The 21161-nt window shown below is 58.4% G+C and carries 21 protein-coding genes; 12 read left to right on the top strand and 9 right to left on the bottom strand.

Going from position 1 to position 21161, the window contains the following annotated elements; all coding sequences use genetic code 11:
* The first annotated feature begins 17 nt into the window (after positions 1–17).
* Positions 18–464 (top strand): helix-turn-helix domain-containing protein, encoded by a 447-nt coding sequence (locus ABJZ52_RS11355; RefSeq protein WP_153768783.1) that lies wholly within the window; start codon positions 18–20, stop codon positions 462–464.
* A gap of 87 nt (positions 465–551) precedes the next feature.
* Positions 552–1859 carry a guanine deaminase gene (guaD, locus tag ABJZ52_RS11360; RefSeq protein ID WP_348188883.1) on the top strand — a complete coding sequence of 436 codons (1308 nt, stop codon included), beginning with the start codon at positions 552–554 and terminating at the stop codon, positions 1857–1859.
* Between the two features lie 114 nt (positions 1860–1973).
* Here the strand turns inward: guaD and rpsI are convergent, their stop codons facing one another.
* A complete protein-coding gene (rpsI, locus tag ABJZ52_RS11365; protein ID WP_153768781.1) occupies positions 1974–2450 on the bottom strand; it encodes a 30S ribosomal protein S9 in 477 nt (158 codons plus the stop codon).
* 2 nt (positions 2451–2452) lie between these two features.
* On the bottom strand, positions 2453–2920 hold the full coding sequence (gene rplM, locus ABJZ52_RS11370; RefSeq protein ID WP_153768780.1) for a 50S ribosomal protein L13: 468 nt from the start codon (positions 2918–2920) through the stop codon (positions 2453–2455).
* 702 nt (positions 2921–3622) lie between these two features.
* Here rplM and ABJZ52_RS11375 point away from each other — a divergent pair.
* Positions 3623–3826 carry a hypothetical protein gene (locus ABJZ52_RS11375; protein ID WP_348188881.1) on the top strand — a complete coding sequence of 68 codons (204 nt, stop codon included), beginning with the start codon at positions 3623–3625 and terminating at the stop codon, positions 3824–3826.
* Positions 3827–4190: 364 nt separating this feature from the next.
* Positions 4191–5549: a GGDEF domain-containing protein gene (locus ABJZ52_RS11380; RefSeq protein ID WP_348189009.1), complete on the top strand. Its 1359-nt coding sequence runs from the start codon at positions 4191–4193 to the stop codon at positions 5547–5549.
* 20 nt (positions 5550–5569) lie between these two features.
* Here ABJZ52_RS11380 and ABJZ52_RS11385 read toward each other — a convergent pair whose 3' ends face one another.
* On the bottom strand, positions 5570–5995 hold the full coding sequence (locus tag ABJZ52_RS11385) for a PaaI family thioesterase (RefSeq protein WP_348188879.1): 426 nt from the start codon (positions 5993–5995) through the stop codon (positions 5570–5572).
* A gap of 133 nt (positions 5996–6128) precedes the next feature.
* Positions 6129–6602: an Lrp/AsnC family transcriptional regulator gene (locus ABJZ52_RS11390; protein ID WP_348188877.1), complete on the bottom strand. Its 474-nt coding sequence runs from the start codon at positions 6600–6602 to the stop codon at positions 6129–6131.
* 124 nt (positions 6603–6726) lie between these two features.
* Between ABJZ52_RS11390 and ABJZ52_RS11395 the strand changes: the two genes are divergently transcribed.
* The 7 genes from ABJZ52_RS11395 (at position 6727) to ABJZ52_RS11425 (ending at position 13365) form a co-directional block, all read left to right on the top strand.
* Positions 6727–7521: a phenylalanine 4-monooxygenase gene (locus tag ABJZ52_RS11395; RefSeq protein WP_348188875.1), complete on the top strand. Its 795-nt coding sequence runs from the start codon at positions 6727–6729 to the stop codon at positions 7519–7521.
* 3 nt (positions 7522–7524) lie between these two features.
* Positions 7525–7881, top strand: coding sequence for a 4a-hydroxytetrahydrobiopterin dehydratase (locus ABJZ52_RS11400; RefSeq protein ID WP_348188873.1), 357 nt, complete (start codon positions 7525–7527; stop codon positions 7879–7881).
* Positions 7882–7995: 114 nt separating this feature from the next.
* A complete protein-coding gene (locus ABJZ52_RS11405) occupies positions 7996–8832 on the top strand; it encodes an enoyl-CoA hydratase (protein WP_348188871.1) in 837 nt (278 codons plus the stop codon).
* Between the two features lie 3 nt (positions 8833–8835).
* Positions 8836–9276, top strand: coding sequence for a VOC family protein (locus ABJZ52_RS11410; protein WP_348188869.1), 441 nt, complete (start codon positions 8836–8838; stop codon positions 9274–9276).
* A 327-nt stretch (positions 9277–9603) separates the two neighbouring features.
* Entirely contained in the window at positions 9604–10317 is a 714-nt protein-coding gene (locus tag ABJZ52_RS11415; protein ID WP_348188867.1) for a DNA helicase, read from the top strand.
* 138 nt (positions 10318–10455) lie between these two features.
* On the top strand, positions 10456–10974 hold the full coding sequence (locus tag ABJZ52_RS11420; RefSeq protein WP_348188865.1) for a CoA-binding protein: 519 nt from the start codon (positions 10456–10458) through the stop codon (positions 10972–10974).
* A 1107-nt stretch (positions 10975–12081) separates the two neighbouring features.
* Positions 12082–13365, top strand: a complete 1284-nt coding sequence (locus tag ABJZ52_RS11425) for an O-acetylhomoserine aminocarboxypropyltransferase (RefSeq protein ID WP_348188863.1) — start codon at positions 12082–12084, stop codon at positions 13363–13365.
* 81 nt (positions 13366–13446) lie between these two features.
* Here ABJZ52_RS11425 and ABJZ52_RS11430 read toward each other — a convergent pair whose 3' ends face one another.
* The 4 genes from ABJZ52_RS11430 to ABJZ52_RS11445 all read right to left on the bottom strand — a co-directional run bounded on the left by ABJZ52_RS11430 (position 13447) and on the right by ABJZ52_RS11445 (position 19398).
* The gene (locus tag ABJZ52_RS11430; RefSeq protein WP_348188861.1) at positions 13447–15981 is read right to left on the bottom strand and encodes an HWE histidine kinase domain-containing protein; all 2535 of its coding nucleotides are present in this window, start codon (positions 15979–15981) and stop codon (positions 13447–13449) included.
* 288 nt (positions 15982–16269) lie between these two features.
* Positions 16270–16860 (bottom strand): biliverdin-producing heme oxygenase, encoded by a 591-nt coding sequence (locus ABJZ52_RS11435; RefSeq protein WP_348188859.1) that lies wholly within the window; start codon positions 16858–16860, stop codon positions 16270–16272.
* 286 nt (positions 16861–17146) lie between these two features.
* Positions 17147–17932, bottom strand: a complete 786-nt coding sequence (locus tag ABJZ52_RS11440; protein WP_348188857.1) for a class II glutamine amidotransferase — start codon at positions 17930–17932, stop codon at positions 17147–17149.
* Positions 17932–19398: an aminotransferase class V-fold PLP-dependent enzyme gene (locus tag ABJZ52_RS11445; RefSeq protein WP_348188855.1), complete on the bottom strand. Its 1467-nt coding sequence runs from the start codon at positions 19396–19398 to the stop codon at positions 17932–17934. Before ABJZ52_RS11445 ends, ABJZ52_RS11440 begins: the two co-directional genes overlap by 1 nt.
* 119 nt (positions 19399–19517) lie before the next feature.
* On the opposite strand from ABJZ52_RS11445, the gene ABJZ52_RS11450 reads away from it, so the two are divergent.
* Complete coding sequence (locus ABJZ52_RS11450) at positions 19518–19979, top strand: Lrp/AsnC family transcriptional regulator (protein WP_153768768.1); 462 nt, start codon at positions 19518–19520, stop codon at positions 19977–19979.
* Between the two features lie 62 nt (positions 19980–20041).
* Here the strand turns inward: ABJZ52_RS11450 and ABJZ52_RS11455 are convergent, their stop codons facing one another.
* Positions 20042–21088, bottom strand: coding sequence for a YeeE/YedE family protein (locus ABJZ52_RS11455; RefSeq protein ID WP_348188853.1), 1047 nt, complete (start codon positions 21086–21088; stop codon positions 20042–20044).
* Between the last annotated feature and the right edge of the window lie 73 nt (positions 21089–21161).

The following is a 21161-nucleotide window of genomic DNA, read 5'->3' on the forward strand; positions in this document are numbered from 1 at the left end:
CAACTTGAGGTCAAGTGATGAAATTGCTCGATATTGCAGAAGTCTCCAGACAGACCGGCGTGGCAGCGTCGACCCTGCGCTACTACGAGGAACAGGGCCTGATTGAATCCATGGGCCGGCGCGGTCTGAAGCGCCTGTTCGAGCCGAACATCGCGCTGAAGCTGTCCTTCATTTCGCTCGGCAAGGCCGCTGGTTTCTCACTGGAAGACATCAAGGGCATGATCGGGGCGAACGGCCAACCGAAGATCTCGCGCGACAAGCTGTTCGAACGGGTGGCAGAACTTGACGATCAGATCAAGCGCCTGCAAAAGCTGCGCGAAGCCGTCAAGCACGTGGCCGAATGTCCGCACCCGTCCCACATGGACTGCGGCAAGTTTCAAAAGTTGCTCCAAATCGGCACCCGGCGTCGAGCCGCAAAAGCCGGAAAGCCGAGCGCACCCGGCCGCTCAAGTAACAAGCCCTAGAACCTTGCTCTCGCCGCCAAGGCCGTTTAAACCGCGCAGGTTTGCCGTATTGGCAGCCTCTTCCTCTCGCGCCGAAAGGGCCACGACGTGGACAACAAGACCGAAAAGCTGCTGCGCGGACGCGTTCTGTCCTTCAAATCCGCACCCTCCGGCCCTGACGACACATCTGCCTATACTTATGAGGAAGACGGCGCGCTTCTGATTCGTGACGGCAAGATCGTTGCAAGCGGGATCTATGCCGAGGTCCTCACTGCCGCCTCACCAACGGCGCAGGAGGTCGATCACCGCCCTCACCTTCTGTTGCCCGGTCTGATCGACACGCACATCCATTTTCCGCAAGCACAGGTGATCGCCTCCTGGGCGGATCAGCTGCTCGACTGGCTGAATGACTACACCTTTCCAGCTGAACAGAGTTTCGCTGACAAGGTCCATGGCGCCCGCATTGCGAAGGGCTTCTACGACGCCCTTCTGGCGAATGGAACGACGACGGCAGTCGCCTATTGCTCCAGCCACCCCAATTCGGTCGACGCCTATTTCGAGGAAGCCGAAGACCGCGGCATGCTGATGGTTGGTGGCAAGACCATGATGGACCGCAATGCGCCCGACGCGCTCTGCGACACGGCACAATCCTCCTATGACGACAGCAAGGCCCTGCTGCAAAAGTGGCATGGCCGCGGGCGCGCGCACTATGCCGTCACCCCGCGCTTCGCCATCACCTCCACTCCGGCCCAGCTTGAGGCTGCCGGCGCGCTGCTCAAGGAACATCCGGACTGCCATCTGCAGACCCACATCAACGAGAATCACAACGAGATCGAGCTGACCAAGGAGCTCTATCCGAAAGCAGCCGACTATCTCGGAATTTATGAGGATTTCGGTCTGCTGGGTCCCAAGACCCTTCTCGGCCACTGCATTCACATGAATGAGCGGGAGCTTGGTGTGATGAAGGAGACCGGCTCCATCGCCGTCTTCTGCCCAACCTCGAACCTGTTTCTCGGCAGTGGTCTGTTCGACAAGGCCCGTCTGGAGGGGGCCGGCATTCGCACCGCCATTGCGACCGATGTCGGTGGCGGCACGAATTATTCCATGCTGCGCACGCTGGACGAAGGCTACAAGATCCTGCAGCTGCAGCGCCAGCGCCTGCATCCGCTCGAAACCTTCTACTGGGCGACCAAGGGCAACGCCGAGGCGCTGTCCCTATCCGACCGTATCGGCACGCTGGAAGCCGGCACGGACGCCGATGTCATCGTCCTGAACGCAGGCGCTACACAGCCTATGGCGCTGCGAATGGAAACGGTCGAGACCCTGCCGGAAGAACTCTTCCTGCTGCAGACCCTCGGCGATGATCGCAGTGTGGTCGAGACTTACGTGGCGGGAGAGCCACGAAAAGGCGCCTAGGCCTTCAACAGCACTTCATTTCGGTCAAAACAAGCGCCGCAGCCCCAAAATACGAAAAAACCCGCCGGATCGTTCCGGCGGGTTTTCCAATTTGAAACCAGTTGCTTCCAGCGATTAACGCTTGGAGAACTGGAAGCTCTTGCGGGCTTTCGCGCGGCCGAACTTCTTACGTTCAACAACACGGCTATCGCGGGTCAGGAAGCCACCCTTCTTCAGGGGAGCGCGCAGATCCGGCTCATAGTGGGTCAGAGCCTTCGAAATGCCGTGACGAACCGCACCAGCCTGGCCAGACAGGCCACCGCCGACAACAGTTGCGATGATGTCAAACTGGGTCAGGCGATCTGTCAGCATAAGCGGCTGACGCAGAACCATCTGAAGAACCGGACGAGCGAAATACTCGGCGTATTCTTTCTTGTTGACGATGATCTTGCCTGTGCCCGGCTTGATCCAGACGCGTGCGATTGCGTTCTTACGCTTGCCAGTGGCATAGGCACGGCCCTGTGCGTCCAGCTTCTGGACGTATACAGGCGCTTCGGGAGCGGCGGTTTCGACAGCGCCACCCAGTTCTTCCAGGGATTGCAGCTCAGCCATCGTTAAGCCCTCTTGCCGTCGTTCTTGTCGTTGAGGCTCTTGACGTCGACCAAGGTCGGCGCCTGTGCTTCATGCGGATGCTCGGAACCGGCGTAAACGCGCAGGTTCTTCAGCTGCTTGTTGGACAGCGGACCGCCCGGCATCATGCGCTGCACGGCCTTTTCCAGGACGCGCTCGGGGAACTTGCCCTCGATGATGGCGCGCGCTGTGCGCTCCTTGATGCCGCCCGGATGGCCTGTGTGCCAGTAGTACTTCTTGTTGTCGTACTTGCGGCCGGTCAGAACCACTTTCTCGGCGTTGATCACGACAATGTTGTCGCCGGTGTCAACGTGAGGCGTGTAGGTCGGCAGATGCTTGCCGCGCAGATGGTTGGCGATGTAGGCAGCCAGACGGCCTACGACCATGCCTTCAGCGTCGATCAAGATCCACTTTTTCTCGACCTCAGCCGGCTTGGCAGAGAAGGTCTTCATGTGTTCGATCCATGATTTGGTCTTGAAACAAAAAGCCCGCCGCACTCCCTTTTTGGGAGGCAAGACGGACTTCACATTCGTCGAGGCAGCTTATACGCCAGCGAAAAACGCCGGTCAAGCACGTTTATTCATCCACCAGCAAAAATAAATGAGCAAAAACAATAGCTTAGAAAAACGGTATTATATTACCGCAAAATATGAACAGCATCATATTTGACGCGACCCTCATTTGATCTACCGGCAGCCAATTTCACTGACGATAGAAGAACCCAACAACTAGAAACATGAGTGATTCCACCACATTTCGATTTCATCTTTGCATTTTCTTCAGAATCGCAATAACTTGGCTGAGCTACCCGTGGAGAGGATACATTTATCGGTTAGCAACGAGGGACGCTAAGCTCTTGTAATAAAAGAATGAAAAATCAAAATCTGTTAACAGACAGTTAACGGAGCTATTTCCCGTGACCGCTGAGCACTTGACGTTGGCGGCAGATGACGGCCTACTTGCTCCACCAAGTGAAAAACCGCCGCGCCCAGCCAAGATTGCGACACCCGGCTAGGATTGCGACGGTTTCAAACTTGCACTCCGCTCACCTGTCGGAAGGTGCGGGGCACGGGCAGTTCTTACACGGGCCATAGGGTCAGAAATTTTGCACGTGGTCAAGCCTTCCGACGCTAAATAGGTCGAAAGGCAACACCATGACCGTTGATAAGCAGACGAGCTATAAGCTCACTTTTGAAGACGCCGTGCAGATCCATTTAATGACTATGGACGGCTGGTACCAAAGTCGCATTGCCGCGCATTTTGGCGCCAATCAGGGCCGCGTGTCAGAGGTAAATACTGGGAAGCTTCACATAGGTAGCCACGAGGAAGCTTTGCGCCGCCGTTACAAGGCGGCGTAACGACGGTTTGAAGCCTGTCGTCACCCATTTGAAGCCCGTCAACCTCTGACGGGCTTCTATTTATAGCTTATCGTTGAAGGCGAACTAACGATGTGCTCCAGCTTTTGCAGGAGACGCTACGGATTTTGACAATCCACTGCAACTTTAACCAACGCCGCGTTTCAGCCCGCAAGTTCGGCAAGCGCTAAGCGTGCCCTACTGATAGGTCACACGCACCTGACGCTAGGATATATAATCCGCACTTTTGACAATAATTACAGAGGGGTAAGTACTATTTTTTACTGATACCGCTTTACGGCAAATAAACATATTTCCCGGACACTACGCGCGAAACAGTGCGTTGAGGGAACAGACTTTGAGCGTCGTGATCAGGGAAACCTTTCTCAGACATGGGCTTTCGGCGGCAGCGGTTGTCGGGGCGATGATTTGTAGTGCCCTCTTGCTCGCAGCGGCCGTCGAGGACTTGCTGCAATCCAAGATCACCACCTCGGTTCGTGCGAATGCGCAGGCGCACGCCTTCAATTGGACAGACCGCTTTCTCAGCACGACCCCATCGGCCACAAGCATGATCGCCGAGGGCGCAGCCTCGGAAGAGGACATCCGCCGGATCAGCGACCCCATTCTTCTGGGAGGGATCTTGCATCTGCAGCTGTTCAACAAGGACGGCGTTCCGACGTTCGTGACCGGCCATTCGAACTTCGATCCGAGCCGCGCCCAAACGGAAAACGCTCTGAAGGTGCTTGAGCATCAACAGCCAATTGTTGAACTCTTTCACATGGATCATTCTGATCAAGAAGAGCTCGATCATTTGCCAGAGATTGCCAACCTGGATGCCCACGACGCCCGTGATGGGCATGAGACCCACGGCGATCTTGGCGAGCATGAGAGCGGCGAAATCCCGCACGCCTTTGCCCAGGCCTTTTTGCCTGCCTATTCGCCCTCTGGTGAGCTGCAGGGTGTGATCCAGGTCAACGTCGACGTGAGCCATCTCATGGAATCGCTGGAGATGACCTTCCATGAAGTTGGCGAATATCTTATCGTCGGCACATTGCTCATCGTTCTCGTGCCGGTCGCAGCTTTTGCTTTCCGAGCTTGGCAGGTGATCCGTGCGGACAAGCAGAAGCTGGAGTTAAACCGCTTCGATCGCTTGACTGGCGTCTTGAATCGCAACGCGATATCGGATGTGCTCGATACCCATTTCGGACCAGGCAAAGACCCCGCAGGTCTGGGCATCCTGTTCATCGACGTCGACAACTTCAAACAGGTCAACGACCGGTTCGGCCATCAATGCGGCGATCAGGTTCTCAAACACACCGCCGCGGCACTGAAGGCAAATCTGCCCGGCGACGGTCATGGCGACGTACACGTGGTCGGACGCTACGGCGGCGACGAGTTCCTCGTGCTTTGCCCGCAGGCGACCATGGACGATCTGCGCGCGGTCTACTCGCAAATGCGCGCAAGCGTGCGCCGGCCCATCGACTGTCACGGAACCGCGTTCGTCACCAGCCTCAGCATTGGCGCCTATGTGGCACAAGCCGAAGACACAAAACGCAGCGCCCTTCATGCGGCCGACCTGGCAGTCTATGAAGCCAAGCGGCGCGGCCGCGACCAGGCAGTGGAATATGAGCCCGAACTCGGCGAAAAGGCGACGCATTTTTCCCGCCCGGACGAAAGGGCTGACGGCGAAACCTCACCAGACCCGGCGTCCGGCGCAACTGCCTGAGCAGACACGCTTGCCAACCCTCACCTTGGCGGAACCGAGTAGGTTGCTGTTGCGTGGGCGACGTAGTCTTCCTCCCCCTCACCGGCAATCGCACAATCAACCACGGCCAGCCTCTTGCCGAGCTTGAGGATCCGGCAGGTGCACAGAAGATCGCCCGGCTCGGGCTTTCTCAGGAAGTTGATGTTGAGATTGGTGGTCACCGCCAGCGCCACCGGACCGATGTGAGCCAGGATCGCCACATAGGCAGCGAGATCTGCCAGCGCCATCATCGCAGGCCCCGAAACCGTGCCACCCGGCCTCAGATGCATCTCAGTCGCGCTCAGACGGACAACAGCGACGCCCTCCGAGATGCTGTCGACGCCATAGGCTCGCCCACCCGCATGGATCTGCGGAAAGACCTCGTCCAAAAACGCCGAGACCTCCTGCGAATTCATCACGGGTATCATGTGGCTTGTCCTCCCAGACTGCTGCGCCGGCAGGCCACTCCCCTGACCTGCCTCGTTATTTTGCTGAAATCTTACGTAAACGTCAGCATCGCCAAGTGCAATATGGCAGCGCATCTTCCAAAGGTTTGAGAATTCACTCCAGCGGCAGTGCCAGGCCTGACTTCGTGTTGCGCAGGATGAAATTGGTCATGGATGCACGCACCAGGCCGGGGCCAAGCAGCCGCTTCATGATGAAGGTCTCCAGCTCTTCCGGATCCCGCGCCACCACCTTCAGCACGTAATCACTCTCACCCGTGATCGAACTGCACTCGATCACCTGATCATCACTCTGCACCAGACCGTCAAAGGCCTCGATGGTGTCGCGCGTGTGATCCACCAGAGAGACATGCACATAGGCCATGGCATTCAGCCCGAGCTGCTTGCGGTTGAGAACCGCAACGTATTTCTCGATGACGCCGACTTCTTCCAGACGCTTCACCCGCCGCCAGCAGGGTGACACCGACATATTCGCAGCCTCTGCCAGATCCTTGGTGCTGATCCGGCCATCCTTTTGCAAATGTTCCAAAAGCTTCCGGTCGGTTGAATCGATCGCGGCAGGTAAGGTCATTGGATGATTCTTCCCATTGAATTCTAAATAAGCCAATTTCTTTGCCAGATTTGCAGAAATATCGAACAAATGGAACGTTAATTCCCGCCATACGGTCGTAATCTTTCTTCAGGAGGAGAAGACCATGGCTAAAACCAGCGCCTATACGGCAAAGACCCCCGGCCCCGACGGCCGCATCACCTACAGCAGCTCCGAGGACCTGGTCTGGCGCGATCTCTACGCCCAGCAGGAGCCCAACATCCGCAAATGGTCCGCGCCCGAATACATCGCAGGCTTCGACCGCCTCGCCCTGCCGTCAGACCACGTTCCCCAATGCGCCGAGATCTCCGAGGTTCTCGGCAGCCTGACCGGCTGGCGCGTTGAACCGGTTCCGGCCCTGATCGGCTTTTCCCGCTTTTTCGCCATGCTCGCCGACCGGACCTTTCCGGCCGCGTCGTTCATCCGCAGCCGCGAGGACTTCAACTACATCAAGGAACCGGACATCTTTCACGAGATCTTCGGCCACACGCCGCTGTTGACTGACGAGCGTTTCGCCAATTTCTCGAAAGCCATCGGCGAAGCCGGCGCAAAGCTTGAGCCGCGCGACTTTTCCTGGTTGATCCGGCTCTACTGGTTCACCATCGAGTTCGGCCTGACGCGGAAAGATGACACCTACAAGGCCCTCGGATCCGGCCTTGCCTCATCGCCCACGGAACTTCCCTACAGCGTTGAAAGCCCGGACGCCCTGCGTCGCCCCTTCGACGTCATCGACATTCTCAGGACTCCCTATCGGATCGACATCCACCAACCGGTCTATTTCGTCCTCGACAAGGTCGACGACCTGTTCGAGGCTGCGCAGCGCGATCTTGTCGCCGACATCCGAACCGCACAGTCCAAGGGCCTCTTTGCCCCGCTTTATCCAGAAAAACAGGAAGCCTGAGCCATGACGTCCTCTAGCACCGAAAAAAAGACCCTGGCCGATATGACCTGTGAGCCCTGTCAGGGCATCGGCGGCACCTTGAGCGTGGAAGAGGCCACGGCCCAGATGGCCTCCTTGCACGAGGATTGGTCGCTGAATGACGACGCCACTGCAATCACGCGGACCCTTCGCTTCAAGGGCTTCGCCAAGGCCGTCTACACCGCCAACGTGGCTGCCTTTCTCGCGGACCAGCAGGGCCATCACCCGGACGTCAGCTTTGGCTGGGGCTATTGCACCCTTGTCTTCACCTCCCACGAATTGGGCGGCCTGACAGGCAACGACTTCATCTGCGCGGCAAAATTGGACAAATTGCTGAGTTAGGCATCGCATTTCGGCTGGAGGCGGCCGCCCGGACATTGTACTGATCGGCTGAGTGCAAGGCTCGGAGATAACCGAGCCCAAAAGCCATTTGGTAATCACATCCGGGAAAACGCCATGTCCGCCTCCGCCACGCCAGAAACCGCAGCCTCCGACGCCAACAGCAAGCCCCTGCTTGCAACGCTCCTGCATCAGGGTGTCTACCGGATCGTCATGCAGCGCCCGGAGAAAATGAATGCGCTTTCCCGCGAGATGATGAGCGCACTGTCTGCCGAACTGACCAAGGCGGCTGAAGATCCGGACGTGCGCGTCGTCGTACTAGGTGCGGAAGGCAAGGTCTTTTGTGCCGGCCATGACCTGAAAGAGCTGACAGCAGCCCGCGCGGAAGCGGATGGCGGCAAGGCCACCTATGAAGCCGTTATGCGCCAATGCTCGGACCTGATGCAGCAGATTGTCCGCCTGCCCAAGCCGGTCATTGCCGTCGTCACAGGCGTCGCCACAGCCGCCGGCTGCCAGCTCGTCGCCTCCTGCGATCTGGCCATGGCCGTCGACACGGCGACCTTCTGTACACCCGGCGTCAACATCGGCCTGTTCTGCTCAACGCCCATGGTCGCCCTCAGCCGAAACGTCGCCCCCAAACAGGCCATGGAAATGCTTCTGACCGGCGAAAGCATCGACGCATCCACTGCCAAGGATTTCGGCCTGATCAACCGCATCGTGCCGCGCGATTATCTTGATCAGGTGGTGCAGAAATACGCGGAGGTCATCGCCTCAAAATCAGCCCACACGCTTAAAATCGGCAAGGAAGCCTTCTACCGTCAGCTCGAAATGCCCCTGTCGGAAGCATACAACTTCGCCGCCCAGACCATGGTCGACAACATGATGGCAAACGACGCGCAGGAAGGCATCAACGCCTTCCTTCAGAAGCGCAAACCCGAATGGACGGACGACTGATCCATGGCAGGAACAGAAATTCCCTTCTCGCTCGTCGGGATCGACCATGTGGTTTTCATTGTCGACGACATGGAAAAGGCACTCGGTTTTTACCAGGACGTCCTGGGTTGCCAGCGCGGCTATTTCTATCCGACGCTCGGCATGGAACAAGTCTGGTGCGGCGCAGCCTTGATCGTTCTGTGGGACATAACGCACCCGGGCGCGAAGGACGCGGTTCCACCAGTTCCCGGCGGACGCAATGTCGATCACATCTGCATTGCCACAAGCCCCTTCGACCACGACGAGTTGCGATCCCATCTGAAAAGCCACCACGTCGAGATCATCCGCGAGGCCATGCACGGCGGCGCCCGGGGCATGGGGCATTCGTTCTATGTCCGGGATCCCTTCGGCAACAAGATCGAGATCAAGGGCCCTGCCGAATATCCCGATGGCACGGATTGGTAGGGGAACCACCCGGACCCCGCACAACGGCAAAGGGAGCCGCACATGCCGCTGCGGACCTGCCCCGGCCATTGGTCTTCTGCGACAAACCACGCCAACGAGAAGCAGATCCACCTGCAGAGGCGCGCGCCTCTCGGCGGGCAGCCAACGCCGTTCACTTGCGAATCGCGTTCCGCTTCCATACGCTTCCTGGAAGGCTTTGCCCAAGCTTCCTCCCTCCACTCGGGGAAGCAATCGACATGCAGGGCAGTCATCTTGTGAACCTGGTATTTTCAGGGCAAACGCATCAGGAGGGATTGCGGCACTCGCCCTGGATACAAGGCAAGTCACATGAAACTCACAGCCCCCATATTCACCCTGAAACGCCGCGCACGCCAGCTCGCTGACGAAACCGGATCGCCTCTGAGTGTGGCGCTTGACAAAATTGCGCGCGACGAAGGTTACGCCACCTGGAGCCATCTGGCGGCCCAATTCGCCCGGCTGAGCCCTGCACAACGTCTCCTGCCCACTCTCAAACACGGCGAACTGGTGCTGTTGGGCGCCAGGCCCGGGCATGGCAAAACCCTGTTCGCACTCGAGCTTCTGCTAGAGACAATTCGCGAAGGCAAAATGGGCTGTTTCTTCACGCTGGAATACACCGAAGACGGGGCAGCGGAACGTCTGAAAAAGCTGGGCACTTCGGCTCTCGAAGGTCCCTGCGACCTGTTGATCGACACATCCGATTTGATCTGCGCAGATCACATCATCGAGCAAACATCGAGTGCACCAGCCGGGACGCTCGTGGTCGTTGATTACCTCCAGCTTCTGGACCAGAAGCGAGCGCACCCGGATTTGGATACTCAGCTGCAATCACTCAAGGCATGGGCTGGTCAACAAGGCCTCATCATCATTATGCTGTCTCAGATCGACCGCCGTTTTGAGGCTGCCTGCCGGGAGATACCCGACCTGTCAGACGTTCGCCTGCCGAACCCCGTCGATCTCGCGCTCTTCTCGAAAACCTATTTTATGCATGAAGGCGCCGTCCACGCCGGCAAGGCCGCCTGAGGCTCGAAAAACCATGGCAGGCTGGGCCAGGTGTCCAGCTTGCCAACGTGCCCCTGGACGACTAGGTAAAAAGCCAGTTCACGCGCTCAACGCCGCATCCAGTGTCAGTGCCAGGCGAGCAGTCCAATCGGGGGACCCATGAACCACGACAGCTATTCTGACGCCTACATCAAGGGCATTCTGGACGAGACCCGGACCATTGCCATGGTCGGCGCCAGCGCCAACACCGTGCGCCCGTCCTACTTCGTCCTGAAATACATGCTGTCGAAAGGCTATGGTGTGTGGCCGATCAACCCGGGTCATGCAGGCAAGGAAATCCTCGGTCAGATGACATACGCCAGCCTGGAGGACCTGCCAGAGCCTCCGGACATGATCGACATCTTCCGAAACTCCAACGCAGCCGCCAAGATTGTGGACGATATAATCGCCTCCAATAATCTGCCGAAGGCAATCTGGATGCAATTGTCTGTCCGCAATGACGAAGCCGCCGCCCGTGCAGAAGCCGCCGGCATCAAGGTCGTCATGGACCGCTGCCCCAAGATCGAATACGGCAGGCTTTCCGGCGAAATCGGCTGGGCCGGCGTCAATTCCCGCACCCTCTCCTCCAAGCGCCCCACCCTCCGCGACGGCTTCCAGCGCCGGGGGTTGAAAAGCTAGGAAAGGCGCCCTGCGCAGGTCCAGCTGCATTTAGGGAATCCCTGCCTACGGAGCGAAGGCCGAGAGCGGCACCGCCATGCTCTTCCCACACCCGATATGCAGCAGCCGCCAAAGGCTAAACCTATCGTCCCCTCTGTCATGCCATGACCTGACCATGGCATCCATGCCGTGACCTTGCCACGCAGGACCACCTCGATCTGAAGACACGAAACGGCATGGATTGCAGGATCCGGTCCTGCAATGACGACCGAGGGGGGGAAGTGAATTCAAAATATGCGATGACGACGGAGGGCTGAGGCTAGCGATCACTACCCAGTCCCGCTGACCAGACCCCCGCGTTCGTCATTGTCGGGCTTGTCCCGGCAATCCAAAGAGCCGCACGGTAGAGACCCACGCTATGGATCCTCGGGACACGCCCGAGGATGACGGCGGTGGGTGTGGTAGGGCCGAGCGTTAAACAGAGCTAATCCCTCATTTCGGTGGGGATAGACCCCTCTCAAGGCATTGAAAACACACTCACCGCCTATGAATAGCCGAAACTTATCCTCCCCTTCGGAACCTGTCGTATCATCCATGGTGTTCCTGCCATCACGGGGCCGAGTGCGGACCGTCCGTTCGCGGTGGTGGGGACCGGGTTTCGAGGATGAAGTTCGGTGTAACGGACCGTGCCTTCGTCCGGTGACTGGCAGCCTGAACCTGCAGCGGGGAGTGACGCCGCTTCTCTCAGGTGCGTCTCGTATCTGGCAAACCGGAGGACGCTCTACTTCCGGCGCGCAGAAAAGAGAAAGGCGCACGCTCAGTCACTTGGGACACGGAACCTGGGCAGGCGTGACGGCCTTGCACATCCCACTTTCCCAACCGTTCCCGGCAAGTCCGGAGCGCCTGCCATCCCGTCTCTGGCGGGAAACCGAACAGCCAAAACGCCGGGGAGATATCCTGCGGCGAGTTTTGTGCTGGCCGAACCGTAGCAGGACACTGCAAGCGTTGCATCCAGCGCGCGGGCATTGAAACGCCTTTTGGCAAACCGAACCGCGAACGCAAGATCTTGCCTTTACGCCTTCGCAGCCTTCCGCCAGTATGCGCAAAACTGACTTGGAGGAGGCTCAAATGAGCGACGGCATACCGGGATTTTCGACACTGGCGATTCACGCAGGCGCTCAGCCGGATCCAGCCACGGGCGCGCGCGCCACACCGATCTACCAGACCACATCCTTCGTATTTGATGATGTGGACCATGCAGCCTCCCTTTTCGGGCTGCAGGCCTTCGGCAACATCTACACCCGCATCACCAACCCGACGACGGCAGTGCTTGAAGAACGCGTCGCAGCGCTTGAAGGTGGCACGGCAGCACTGGCAACGGCCTCCGGGCATTCGGCCCAGCTTCTCGCCTTCCACACAATGATGCAGCCGGGTGACAACATTGTCGCTGCCAACAAGCTTTATGGCGGGTCCATCAACCAGCTGAACCATTCGTTCAAGAGCTTCGGCTGGGCCGTCAAATGGGCAAATCCGGACGATCTGTCGACCTTCGAGGCGGCGATTGACGAGAACACCAAGGCGATTTTCATCGAGAGCCTCGCGAACCCTGGCGGCATTGTCGTCGACATTGCCGGCATTTCCGCCATCGCCAAGGCAAAGGGCATTCCGCTGGTCGTCGACAACACCATGGCAACGCCCTACCTCTGCCGCCCGATCGAGCATGGCGCTGATGTTGTTCTTCATTCCCTGACAAAATTCATGGGCGGCCACGGCAACTCCATGGGTGGCATCATCGTTGATGCAGGCAGCTTTGACTGGTCCGCGAACGGTCGCTATCCGCTGATGTCCGAGCCGCGGCCCGAATATCAGGGCGTGGTCCTGCATGAGACCTTCGGCAACTTTGCCTTTGCAATCGCCTGCCGCGTGCTTGGCCTGCGCGATCTGGGTCCGGCGATTTCGCCTTTCAACGCGTTCCAGATCCTCACCGGCATCGAGACATTGCCCCTTCGCATGCAGCGCCATTGCGACAATGCCAAGAAGGTGGCCCTGCATCTGTCGGCTCACCCGAAAGTGTCCTGGGTCTCCTATGCAGCGCTGCCGGAAGATCCGAACCATGCGCTTCAGCAGAAGTACAGTCCAAAGGGCGCCGGCGCGGTCTTCACCTTCGGTCTGGACGGCGGCTATGACGCCGGTGTCGGGCTGGTGTCGAACGTCCAGCTCTTTTCCCACCTGGCCAACATCGGTGACACACGCTCCCTGATCATTCACCCGGCGTCGACGACACACCGCCAGCTGACGGACGAACAGAAAACGGCTGCAGGCGCAGGACCGGAAGTGGTTCGCCTGTCCATCGGCATTGAAGACGCCGCGGACATCATTGCCGATCTTGATCAGGCTCTGGAACAGGTCTGAGCGGTCATATTCCAGGCTGCCCCCGAAAACGAAAAGCCCGCCGGACGGCGGGCTTTTTTCTTGGAGCGATGCGTATCACCCTTAAACGTCGTCCATCTTCAGACTGACAAGCTCTTCAAGTTTTTCCCTGCTGAACGGCTTGATGACGACCGGCACATCCCTGAAGCTTTCATCCAGCAGCGATGTGTCTTCATAGCCGCTTGCAAAGATGAAGGGCACGCCCATGTCCCTGAGCCTTTGCGCAATCGGAATGCTGTTTTCCCGGCCAAGGTTGATGTCCAGCAGGGCGAAATCAAGCTTGTCAGCCGCGATCGCCTCCAGACCGGTTTCAACGTCCTTCGCCAACGCCACATCGACGAAACCGATCTCGCGCAACATGTCCTCATTGTCGAGAGCAATGATCATGTTATCTTCAACGAGTAACGCCTTGGACCGAGGCACCTGAACCGCGTTCCGCCTCACGGGACGTACAATGGTCGGCGGCTTTGGAAGCTTGTCCAGCTCGACGTAATCCGCCGGAATCCGGAAGGACGCACGAACGCCCTCCGGCAGATACTCGATGGCGGCCTCCCCATTCAGCTCATGGGGAATGGAGTGTTCAATGATGGTCGAGCCAAACCCGCGCCGGCTTGGCGGCACCACCGGTGGTCCACCGGCTTCAACCCAGCTGATCTCCAGATCCCCCTCCGGTGTCGGCGTCGATTCGACGGTCAAAAAACCGCCTGACGCTGACAAAGCACCGTGTTTGGCCGAGTTGGTGACCATCTCGTGGACCACCAGCGCCATCGTCGAAAAGGCGAGTGGCGCGATCATCACATGTGGCCCAAGAAGGCGCGCGCTGTCACCGTAGGTCGGGGAAAAAGCCGTGAGCTCATTGGTGAAGAGCGACTTCAGCGGCGCCGGAGACCACTGATCTTGCGTGATCTGATCGTGTGCCCGCGCCAGCGCCTTGATCCGCCCATCCAGCAATTTGGTAAAATGCTCGGTGCTCTCAGCGGTTTCCATGGTGCGCGAGACAAGCCCTTGAATCAGGGTCAGGATGTTGCGAACCCGGTGGTTCAGCTCGGCAATCAGTGTGTCCTGGCGCTCATTCGCTTCCTTTTGAAGCTTCTCGTTGACATCCACCGAGCGCAGAATGACCTCCAGAAGCGTGGTGCGCAGGGACTCGCAGATTTTCAGCTCGGCGGCGGTCCATTTGGCCGACTGACCAACAACGTCCTGTTTCCAGGCTTCGAAACTCTTGCGCGGTGTCAGGCGCGGCCCGTTTGGCCCAAGCTCAACCGGTTTTTCCGGATTGCCCGCCCAGGTGACGGATTGCACCACCTCGCCACGGAAAAACAGCAGATAGTCGCGCGGTCGCCGCGAAACCGGAATGGCAAGCAAGCCGGGAATGCGCCTGGTGAAATCGCTCTCGCCCAGGAATTTCGAAAACATGTGTGTCGAAAAAAGCTTGCTGGCGGCGGTCCGGTTCAAAAACGGCACGAATTCATCCAGTTCCCCTTCGCGGGCAGCAAGACCGAGGCTGGTGTATTGACCATCCACCAGCACCGCCACACCATCGCAGGAGACCACATCCATGAAGGGTTCCATATAGCTGGAGAGGTTCTGAAAAACACTACCCTCGACCGAGATCGACGACATGATCCGATCATGCAGAACCCGCGCGCGCTCTTCATGATTGAGCACCTCATCCTGAAGGCGCCTGGCCAGATCCCGCGAAAACATCTGTGAGAACAGTTCAGCCGTGGTCCGACGGTCAAAACTCATCTGCTTCGGGCTGTAGTGATGGCAGGCGAAAAGGCCCCAGAGTCTTCCATCCACAATGATCGAGATTGACAGAGAGGCGCCAACGCCCATGTTGCGAAGGTATTCAAGATGGATTTCCGAAACCGAACGCAGCACGCTGAGCGACAGATCCAGAGGTTCTCCGGTGGTCGTAATCGCCGGGACGATCCGCGCCACCTTTCCGTTCACATCGCTGATGATGCGAAACTGGTTGCGGATGTAGAGCTGGCGCGCCTGGACCGGAATATCACTTGCCGGATACCGCAGACCGAGGAAGGAATCCACGCCAGGAGCGCGGCTTTCGGCAACCACTTGGCCCGACCCATCGTCCATGAAGCGATAGACCATGACCCGGTCGAAATCGGTCACCGTGCGGACCTGCCGCGCAGCGTCCGACAGAAACTCGTCAAACTCCTCGGCCGCATCGATCCGGGCCATCATGGAACGGACCGCAGAGATCGCATCGAGGCGGTTCGTCATCTCGGAGGGCTCGCACTCCAGAATGATCAAATCCCCGGAGCGATGCAGGGCAACGTCATAGCTCTTGCCGTCGCCAAAAAGGTCCAGGCCAAACAGACGCTCGGTCGCATCGCTGTATTGCAGCCATTGCAGCCGTCCACGGATCTCCTGAAAAGCGTAGGCGCCCAGAAGGTGGACCGCCTGAACGCCCGAAAGTTCCTCAGGTGTCCGGCCGGTGAAGGCAACGCAATTCTCGCTTACATGTGCCAACAACCAATCGTTGGAAAAGGCAAGGAGACAGCCGAACGCCTGAACGCCGCCCAGAAACTGGATCGGCTCCCGGTCACAATTGGTGAGGTCTACAGTTGTCATGAGTTTCCGTTACTCTAACACGCGTCTTAGCCCGGACACGTCGTCCAAAAGCGGCTGATTGTTCTTCGAAGGGGGCTGCTGGCGGGAAGGTGATGCGCCGCTTGGATGCGCCCAAAACATCCCGAACGCTCAAATTCACCGTCACTGCCGACAGGACTCCCCTAAGTGCTGTCAATTGTCGCAATTCCAAATATCTGCGATTATCTACCAAGACTCAAACCAAATTTCGCCAGCCCAGCGCAGGCCAAATTCCGACGGTTTTAGATGCGAAACCCGGTTTTCCGGGCCTCATCCAGGAAACGCAGCGAACGCCCGGCACGCGCCCTCCGCCATCCCGACACGATCATCCAGCCGCATATCCGCCTGCTCAAGTTGCACGAGAAATTCGGGCCAATAGCGACAGCGCGCGGTTTCCTGAAAGAAGTCGGATTTGCTCATCAGTTCGCTGCGGTTGACCAGAATGCGCGCGCCCAGCCGGGAGCCCTCCAGCACGTAGAGCGCCCCCCAGACCTCTGCTTCAGAGCGAAAGTCCAACGCCTGCTGCGTCGCCTCGTCTTCAGAATACGCCAGCGCTGTTTCAGCCAACTCAGCACCAATCATCGCGGCCCGTTTACGCTCTGACCAGAGCGGGAAGATGCGTGCTGTTTGGCTTTCATCCAGGCCCGCTTCAATGGCCGAGATACCACGATACATAAATCGAAGAAATTGGGTCACCCCCTCTGCGAGCGTCAGATCAAACGCCTCTGCGCGCTTGTCCACCCCCTCGTGTGAGGCCCTTGTTTGCTCTGCCAGATAAAAGCGAACAGGCGAAGTTTTTTGAACAGTTTCTGACATGATCATTTTTCGCCTTGCAGCCGAAGCCCGCAGCGCGATGGCCATTGCTTGTTTGCATGGGCTTGGTCGATGTTCCGTTGCAATTTGGCTTGGGTCCTCAAAACGAGATAGACAATCATGCGTCCAGTCAATCACACCAGACGACGCAATGGGGCGCAAGAAGATAACGTGGCTCGCTGGAATTGGTTCCAGCGCAGCTTAACTTTCTTGAGTTTAAAATTCACAAATCTACCGAGCAGGATCAATCATTCGGATCCAAACCGGAGGTCCAAACGCAGAAAGGGCCGCGTTTGCGGACCTTTTTTTCAAAATCGGCTCTCTGGAAGCAACGTCAGGCCGCAGACACAATTGAAGTGTTGAAGCGCTGTTCTTCCATGGAACCATCGGCAAGCTGGATCATCGTGCCGGACGTTACTTCCGTCCAGGCCTCGGGCGCTTCATCCAGGGGTTCGGACACCACCGAGGTGCCATCGACAAAGCTCCGGTAGAAAAGGCTGGGCGCGCGATTGTCAGAGGCGTAGCGCGCGGCAAACAGATGCCGGCCATCTGACCAAACCGCCGCAAAGCGCATGTAGGGAAGTTGACCATGTCTCCGCGCAACGTCTTCCACCTCCAGAACGGCACGGCGCATTGCCCCCACCGGATCATGCTCGAGACCGTATCCGACAGCGATCAGAAACAAGGCCTCACTGTCTGTCGCACCCGTTCGGTATTGATAGAGGTGATCGGGGATCATCGCATCGAGCCGCTTGCGGATCAGGCCGTAGCCGCCGATCTGGCCATTGTGCATGAAACTCCAGCGGCCATGAGTAAAGGGGTGGCAATTGTCATGACTGGTCGCCGTACCTGTCGAGGCACGAATATGGGCCAGAAACAAGGGCGAGCGCACATGATGGGCCAGCTGCAACAGATTGGCATCAGCCCAGGCAGGGCGCACATCCTTGTAGACGCAAGGCTCCTTGCGGCTGTCGTACCAGGCAAGTCCAAACCCGTCCGCATTGACCTGCGTCTTGCAGGAAAAGGCATTGCGGCTTTGATGGATAAGCGAATGTTCCGGATCGCAGATCAGCTCTTCCAGAAACTTTGGCGCACCGCTCCAGGCAGCCCAACGGCACATCAGGCAGCCTCCCCCTGTGCCTTGAAGCGAGCTGTAGTCTCATCACATTGATAGGCCTCGCACATGGGATAGGGATTGCGCGCCAGATCGTCGACGGACTTTAGCACGATCTCGACCTTTTCCGGGCTCATCAACGCAGAGAGATTTAGCCGGGTCCAGCCCGGTTTCTCCAGCTCTTCGCCAGCCAGGATGCTGGCGCGCATGGCATTTGACGTATCCTGATCGTAACCCAGCAGCCGATGGGCATAAGGCCCGGCGCAGGCACATCCGCCACGCGCCTGAATGCCGTGAAGATCCGACAGCATGCGGGTGACCAGTTGCTGGTGCAAGTAGCCCCCCTTCAGCCGGTCGCGGACCCTGAAAGAGAACATCGGCACCTTGTAGATCGCATCAGGATTGCCCAGGATTTCGATGTTTTCGTTCTCTCGCCAACGGCTGATAGCCGCCTGGCGCAGGGCCTCATGCTGCTCATCCAGAAACGCCTGACCCAAAGCATCCTTGACCAGAAAGCAAAGCGCGGCGCGAATATCGCCAACCACATTGGGGGTGCCAGCCTCTTCACGTGCAGCAAGGCTATCGCTGTAGTCATGGCCCCAAGGCGAGACGAAACGCACTGTGCCGCCTCCCGGATGCACAGGCACACGCCTCCTTACCGCGCCTTCACGCACGATCAGCACGCCGGATGCGCCGGGTCCACCGATGAACTTGTGCGGTGAGACCACAATCGCATCCTTTTCAGCGTCGGTGCCAGCTTTCATGTCAATCGGCAGGTAAGGACCACCGCCCGCGCAATCCCAGACCGCCAGTGCGCCATGGCGCTTCAGGATCCGGGTGACCTGATCTGCGTCGGTGACGATACCGGTCACATTTGACATGAGCGAGAACGACCCGATCGTCAGACGGTCGGCTGATTGCTCACGCAGCACGGCTTCAAGGTCTTCCAGGTCAGGTCCACCGTGGGCAGCTTCGCCGATTTCGATCACCTCCGCACCGCTTTCCCGCCAGGGCAGAATGTTGGAATGATGTTCATAGGGCCCAATCAGAACCAGCGGCTTCAGGCCTTCCTCACTTACGGCATCTGAAACGCCAAGGAGGTGCACCAGGCGGTTCAGCCCGGCCGTCGCGCCCGATCCTGCAAAGATGGTTGCAAATCCTTCTTTCGCTCCGCAGAGCCGTGCGATCTCAGAACGGGCGGCCGCCCGCAGCCGGGTCATGTGCGACCCGCACCAGGACGCTTCCGTATGGCTGTTGGCATAATAGGGAAGCACTTCGGTAAGAATGAAGTCCTCGATCTGCCGCAAGGCCCGACCCGAGGCGACATAATCTGCATAGATCAATGGCTTGGCACCAAATGGGCCTTCGATCATTGCCCCCTCGCCGATAAGCCCTGCACGCAACCGATCGACCGAATCCGGTCCTTGCAGACAGCTTGTAAAATCCTCGAAGGCGGCACGGTCTCTGGTCATCTTTCATTCCCGATTGGATCAGAACATCTGGGCTCGGGAGAATGCTATGACAGGCAGCGATGGGATTACCTCACCTGAATCCATCGCCAAGGCTGCCAAAATGTGTCATATGAACGAATATGACCTATAAATTGGACAGTATTGATCGAAAAATTCTGAAAGAGCTGCAGGAAGACTCTCGCCGATCGCAGCGAGAAATCGCGGATAGAGTCGGTCTGTCGCAAAATGCTTGCTGGCGTCGGCTCAAGGCCATCAGCGAAAGCGGCCTGATCAAGGGCCACACGATCCGGCTGGATCCCGCCGACATTGGCCTCGGCCTGACGGTCTTCGTCATGATCCGCACACGGCACCATTCCAGAACATGGCTGAAACAATTCCGCCAGGAGGTGTCGTCCATTCCCAACGTAATCGATTTCTACAGGGTCGCTGGAGACTATGATTACATGCTGAAGATCATGGCCGAGGACATGAACGCCTTTGACCGGATCTATCAGAAGCTGATCGACAAGATCGATCTGGAAACCGTGACCTCTTACATGACCATGGAGGCCATCGCCGACAGCCGCGATTTGCCGATCTGAATGTTGCCCGCAATGCAGGGATGTTCCTGAACGACTGTTGGTCCGGCAGCACCGTTTCTGTTCTAAGTGAAAGACAGAGCCTTGTCGGTCAGGGCCGCAGACAGCCAGATGCCCGTCAGGGTAATCCATGCGGTGAGAGCAAAGATCGAGGCTCCGGTGACACCCGCACCGACCGCGCAGCCTCCTGCCAGCATACCGCCAAAGCCCATCATGGCCGCGCCAACGATGTACCGCGCCATGGACTTGCCACCCTCGAACCCCTGAAGCGCCAGTTCGCGCGTCAGGAACGCGGCCAGAAAGGACCCGAGAAAAACACCTGGCACCAGACCGATGTCGAAGTCGAGCTGCGAACCCGGAGGCGACAGAAACAACATCAAGGTGTCTGCGGACGGACCGGTAAAGGTCACACCTTCCACCTGCACCGGCTCAAAGGCCTGGCGGGCCATGGAAGAGGTGAACCACCACGCGAGCGGTATCGCCAGCCCTGTCCCGGCCGCCGCCACCATTTGCCAGATCGACGCACGAGACCTGATCGCAAAAACGAGCGCTGCAGCCAACCAGAGCAGTCCGAAACCGAACGTCGCCGCGCTAGATGCGCCGAGCATCGCCACCAGATCATTGCCGCCGACATCCGCAGTCGTCACCCAGCCTGCAATCCACTCACGACCGGGTTTCAAAATGCCTCTGAGGCTTGCCTGGGCGATCACCGCAAAGACGAGGCCGGACAGCAACGCACGGAGATTGCCGGTCGCCGACAACACCAGAAGGCGGCTGGCACAACCACGTGCCAGCACCATGCCCGACCCGAACAAAAGACCGCCGATAGCCGCCCCGGAAAGACTTTGGGGCGAGGCCAGCTGGCGCGCCTCATTGGTCTGCACCTGACCGAGGCCAGCCAGAACTTGCGTCGCCACCAGCGCGGCGGAAAAGGCGAACAGCCAGACTGACAACCGCACGCCGAAAATGCCATGTGCGAAGTCCAGCGCCGCAGCCCGCAGGCAAAACCGGCTTTGCTGTGCGAATGCGCCAAACATCATGCCCACCAGAAGTCCACCCGTCGCGAGGATCAGCGGTTCGGGCACGCGCTCGAGAAGAAAGCTCAGGTCCATGGCACGTCTCCCTCTCTGCTTGGACAGCAGGAATTTTCCCGATTTTCGGGCCTTTTCGCTGGTAGTCCTCGCG

This window comes from Roseibium sp. (genome assembly GCF_039982295.1).
Lineage (GTDB): Bacteria > Pseudomonadota > Alphaproteobacteria > Rhizobiales > Stappiaceae > Roseibium.